The sequence below is a fragment of the Streptomyces sp. SM1 genome, from assembly GCF_002910825.1.
Lineage (GTDB): Bacteria > Actinomycetota > Actinomycetes > Streptomycetales > Streptomycetaceae > Streptomyces > Streptomyces okerensis.
Genome location: NZ_NEUB01000984.1, coordinates 1 through 1,277, shown reverse-complemented (window position 1 = coordinate 1,277; position 1,277 = coordinate 1). Strand labels below are relative to the sequence as shown.

Here is a 1,277-nt window from a genome sequence, read left to right as displayed (position 1 = left end):
GGGCATGCTGCTGGTGGAGCGGTTGTCGGACGCGCGGCGGAACGGGCATCCGGTGCTGGCGGTGATCCGTGGTTCTGCTGTGAACCAGGACGGTGCCAGCAATGGGTTGACGGCGCCGAACGGTCCGTCGCAGCAGCGGGTGATCCGGGCGGCGTTGGCGGACGCGGGTTTGTCGGCTGCCGAGGTGGACGTGGTGGAGGCGCACGGTACGGGGACCCGGCTGGGGGACCCGATCGAGGCGCAGGCGCTGCTGGCGACGTACGGGCAGGGGCGTCCGGCGGACCGGCCGGTGTGGATCGGCTCGCTGAAGTCCAACATCGGGCACGCTTCGGCAGCCGCCGGTGTCGCCGGGGTCATCAAGTCGGTGCTGGCGTTGCGGCACGGGGTGATGCCGAAGACGCTGCACGTGGATGGCCCGACGCCCGAGGTGGACTGGTCGGCGGGGGCCGGACGGCTGCTGACGGAGGCCCGTACGTGGGACGACGCGGGCCGTCCGCGACGAGCGGGCGTGTCCTCCTTCGGAGTCAGCGGCACCAACGCCCACGTCATACTCGAACAGGCCCCGACAGAGGACTCGGACAGGCTGGTCGAGGGATCCGGAACACCGGAGACCGCGCCCGCCGCCGTCCCCCTGCTCCTTTCGGCGCGCACTCCGGAAGCGCTGCGCGCCCAGGCGGCGGCGCTGTCGGCCCGGATCACCGACGGTTCGGGTGTCCGCGCACCGGACGTGGCCTTCTCCCTGGCCACCGGCCGCGGTGCGCTGGGACACCGCGCGGTGCTCGTGGGCACCGAGGACAACCTCGCCGAGCGCCTGAACGCACTGTCGCAGGGCGCTGTGATCTCCGGCAGCGGGCTGGTCTCGGGCCGTACGGTGCTGGTGTTCCCGGGGCAGGGTTCGCAGTGGGTGGGGATGGCTGCGGAGCTGTTGGGTGGGTCGGCGGTGTTCGCGGGTCGGATGGCGGAGTGTGGGCGGGCTTTGTCGCCGTTCGTGGAGTGGTCGTTGGTGGAGGTGCTGGGGTCGAAGGAGTTGTTGGCGCGGGTCGACGTGGTGCAGCCGGTGTTGTGGGCCGTGATGGTGTCGCTCGCGGAGGTGTGGCGGTCCTACGGTGTGACCGTCGATGCGGTGGTGGGTCATTCGCAGGGTGAGATCGCTGCTGCGTGTGTGGCGGGTGGGCTGAGTCTGGAGGACGGGGCCCGGGTGGTGGCGCTGCGTTCGCGTGCGGTGGGGGTGTTGGCGGGCCGGGGCGGGATGGCGTCGGTGCCGTTGCCGGTGGACG

General features: G+C 72.0%; 1 protein-coding gene. It reads left to right on the top strand.

The genetic code is table 11. The features are described from left to right. Positions 1-1,277 (top strand): type I polyketide synthase (locus tag B9S61_RS34790; protein WP_146065026.1); only part of this gene is annotated, 1,277 nt, incomplete at both ends.